Consider the following 3,399-nt stretch of genomic DNA (forward strand, 5'->3'; position numbering starts at 1 on the left):
GTTCAGTGATCGTATGCCTGATACAATGGAACTGAAAAAAAAGATAGCTGAACTCAAAAAAGAGCGTAATGCTGTGATCCTTGCCCACAACTATGAGCGTGGAGAGATCCAGGATATTGCTGATTTCTTGGGCGATTCCCTTGAGCTCAGCCAGAAAGCAGTAGAGCTTGATGCAGATGTGATCGTTTTCTGTGGTGTGCATTTCATGGCAGAGAGCGCTGCAGTGCTTAGCCCTGATAAAACCGTGCTACTCCCCGAAATAGATGCAAGGTGTCCTATGGCAGATATGGCCAGGGTTGATTCCCTGCGCAGCCTTAAACAACAGCATCCTGATGCTGCTGTGGTATGCTATGTGAATACGACAGCTGAGATCAAAGCAGAGTGCGATATCTGCTGTACTTCCGCTAATGCTATCGAAGTTGTGAAGTCCCTTGAACAGAAGAAGATCATCTTCGTACCGGATAAGAATCTGGCAGACTATGTGGCAAGGAACACGGACAAACAGATCATACCCTGGGTAGGATATTGTCCTACCCATAATCAGATACTTCCAATAGATGTGCAGAGAGCTAAGAGTCTGCATCCTATGGCTGAAGTGCTGGCACATCCCGAATGCAGACGTGAGGTGCTCGATATGTCAGACAGGATATTCAGCACCACTGGCATGGTCAATTATATCAGGACATCCGGAAGCAGTGAGTTTATAATAGCTACCGAGAGCGGTCTTCTGCATAGGCTTAATAAAGAGAATCCACACAAGAAGTTCTACGAAGTATCACCCTATACAATGTGCCCTGATATGAAGATGATAGACATCAAGGCAGTAGCGGATTCACTGGAAAATATGAAGTATGTGATCACAGTGCCAGAGGATATAAGGACCAAGGCAAAGCAATCACTGGACAGAATGCTTGCGATCAAGAGGAAAAGATAACAGGCTTCAAATGCGTGCATATTTGCAGTTGATCAGATATGGGAACTGCCTCATGGCAGCTTTTTCCGCAGCCATTGGAGTGCTCATTGCATACAACATAATTAGTGGCAGTGCTGGCTCAATACCTTTCCCATTAAATGAGATCATATATGTGGGATCAGTCGTTTTTCTGGTAACAGGAGCCGGGAATGTTATAAACGATTATTATGATATTGAGATAGATCGGATCAACAAACCGGAAAGACCGATCCCTTCAGGCAGGATAAGCAAGTCGAAAGCTCTGTATTTCTCAGTTTCACTTTTTGCAGTGGGAACAATCATAGCCTTTTTTATCAATATGATATGTGGGATCATTGCCCTCTTCAACTCCCTCCTGCTTGTCTATTACGCAGCAACCCTGAAACGCACTGTGCTTATTGGCAATCTGAGTATAGGTTATCTTACCGGTTCTACTTTCCTTTTCGGAGGAGCGGTATTTTACACCAATGGGGGCATGGAAGCAGTATTTGTACTGTTCCTGCTTGCAACTCTTGCAACCATTGCCAGGGAAATAGTCAAGGACATTGAAGATATAGAAGGGGACAAACAGGATGGAGCAAGCACCCTGGCTATCAGTATCGGAGCTGAAAAAGCATCATATATGGCCTCTGGCATTGGTTTTGTGGCCGTCCTGGCAAGCCCGCTGCCATACCTGCAATCCCTGCTGAGTGTACGCTATCTTGCAGTGGTCTTTGTGGCAGACATACTATTCTTCCTGGCAGTTGCCGCCATACTGAAAGAAAAGGATCCGGCGAAGTCATCAAAACTCTTCAAGATGGCAATGTTCGCAGCTCTGATAGCGTTCCTGGTTGGAACATGAATTCCCTGTTTTTGACGACAGAACTTAAGGATTTTCCTGAAAAATATCCTTTATCTGATGATTGACATTTCCTGCATGGGCCAGGTATTCCTGTAATATCATGGGGAATGTATGGGCAGGCACGAAGCGCACTCCGAGTTCTTCAGCCCATTTCTGTATGCCAAAATCGCTTGCCACCACTGCTGCATCCAGTTCCTTGGCAAGTATGAGCACATCGATATCAGGTGCGCTGTCAAGAATGCCATATCTCAAAGCTGAACGGTACTTGTTCCTGAACTTCCCGATTATCGGCCCAATTACACCTTTTTCTATTTCGTACTCTATTTGCTGTGCATTTTCGGCCTTAGTGGATAGAAGAAGACATTTAGTGGAACCTTCCCAGATGGCCTCTTCTGCAACTACCATGCCTTTGTTGATGCGCTCCCGCATATAGTACACATATTCATGGAAGATGCGGGAATTGATCATTACATTATACCTGTCAGGGGCTTTTTTCACTAACCAGGTATCTATCTTAGCTATGACATCCGCTTCACACACATTGTTCTTTGCGAATTCGTGCAGTTCATTATATACTGAAGGAAATGGCACATAGCAACTGATACCAAGCTTAAGCCGGGCACTTGCTATCAGTTCCAGCATGTTTTTCATACCTTCACACAATTTATCTACTCCCATCGATTCCCTTGCCTGCATATCAGTAAGGGCCGTGGTATCCAGAACAAAACGTTGTCTTAACATGGGGCTCCCTGAGTATTTAATTGGTACTTGCTGTTATATTAAGGAGTGTGCTGAGATCAAAGGATTTGTGGAAGAATGATACTCCGAAATGTTCATTTTTCCAGCGAATATTGTAGTGCTTCCTCAAAGTGATCGATACCGTATCTGTCAATAACATCAATGATCCTTTCGCCCTCAGAGCGTGCTGCCGGTAATAAGCAACGGTCCTTTCAAGTACTTCATACATTACAGGCTCACTTACCGTTTTAAGGATCCTTATCCCCATGCGTGGTTTTCTGCCAACCTTTCCTCCCACATAGATGGTAAAACCCTCTTTTGCAATCTGCATGGCATCCTTTTTGCAGACCCTGATGCACTCCCCGCACATTATACATTTATCAGGATCAATGGTCAGCACACCATCAGTGATATCTATAGCATCTACTTTGCAGACTTTTTTGCACAGGCCACATGTAACGCAATTTTCCTCAACAAAGTTCGGCTGCACAGTTCCCATAATGCCAAAATCGTTCTCCTGGACTTTCAGGCACGACGCGGGACACCCTGTTACCGCGATCTTGAATTTGTAAGGAACCGGTTGTCCAAAGTATTTTTCATCTATTCTTTCACAGATATCCTGGCAATCTATAATACCATTGCTACATACCCTGTTACCCTGGCATGCAACAACCGCCCTTATCTTTTTTCCGGATGATCCGGGAGCAATACCTGCATTATCCATTAAAGAACTGATAGCTCCGGTATTATCATTATGTACAAAAGGAACCTCAATACCCTGTCTTGAGGTCACATGGACATACCCCTTGCCATATTTATCCGCTGCATCAGCGATGTATCTGAGGTTTTCAGATGTAAGATTTCCTCC

General features: G+C 44.6%; 4 protein-coding genes. 2 read left to right on the forward strand and 2 right to left on the reverse strand.

Annotation, left to right across the window (positions count from 1 at the left end; translation table 11 throughout):
- Positions 1 to 13: 13 nt before the first annotated feature.
- Together nadA and AB7U21_RS11400 are read left to right on the forward strand one after the other, a co-directional pair.
- Positions 14 to 934, forward strand: coding sequence for a quinolinate synthase NadA (nadA, locus tag AB7U21_RS11395; RefSeq protein WP_428389166.1), 921 nt, complete (start codon positions 14 to 16; stop codon positions 932 to 934).
- 10 nt (positions 935 to 944) lie between these two features.
- On the forward strand, positions 945 to 1,793 hold the full coding sequence (locus tag AB7U21_RS11400) for a geranylgeranylglycerol-phosphate geranylgeranyltransferase (RefSeq protein WP_428389168.1): 849 nt from the start codon (positions 945 to 947) through the stop codon (positions 1,791 to 1,793).
- 24 nt (positions 1,794 to 1,817) lie between these two features.
- Here AB7U21_RS11400 and AB7U21_RS11405 read toward each other — a convergent pair whose 3' ends face one another.
- Together AB7U21_RS11405 and AB7U21_RS11410 are read right to left on the reverse strand one after the other, a co-directional pair.
- Entirely contained in the window at positions 1,818 to 2,534 is a 717-nt protein-coding gene (locus AB7U21_RS11405; RefSeq protein WP_428389162.1) for an RNA ligase partner protein, read from the reverse strand.
- 16 nt (positions 2,535 to 2,550) lie between these two features.
- Positions 2,551 to 3,399: 4Fe-4S binding protein (locus AB7U21_RS11410; protein WP_428389164.1), on the reverse strand; the 849-nt coding region annotated here is incomplete at its 5' end.

It is taken from the genome of Methanomethylovorans sp., assembly GCF_050177135.1.
Taxonomy (GTDB): domain Archaea; phylum Halobacteriota; class Methanosarcinia; order Methanosarcinales; family Methanosarcinaceae; genus Methanomethylovorans.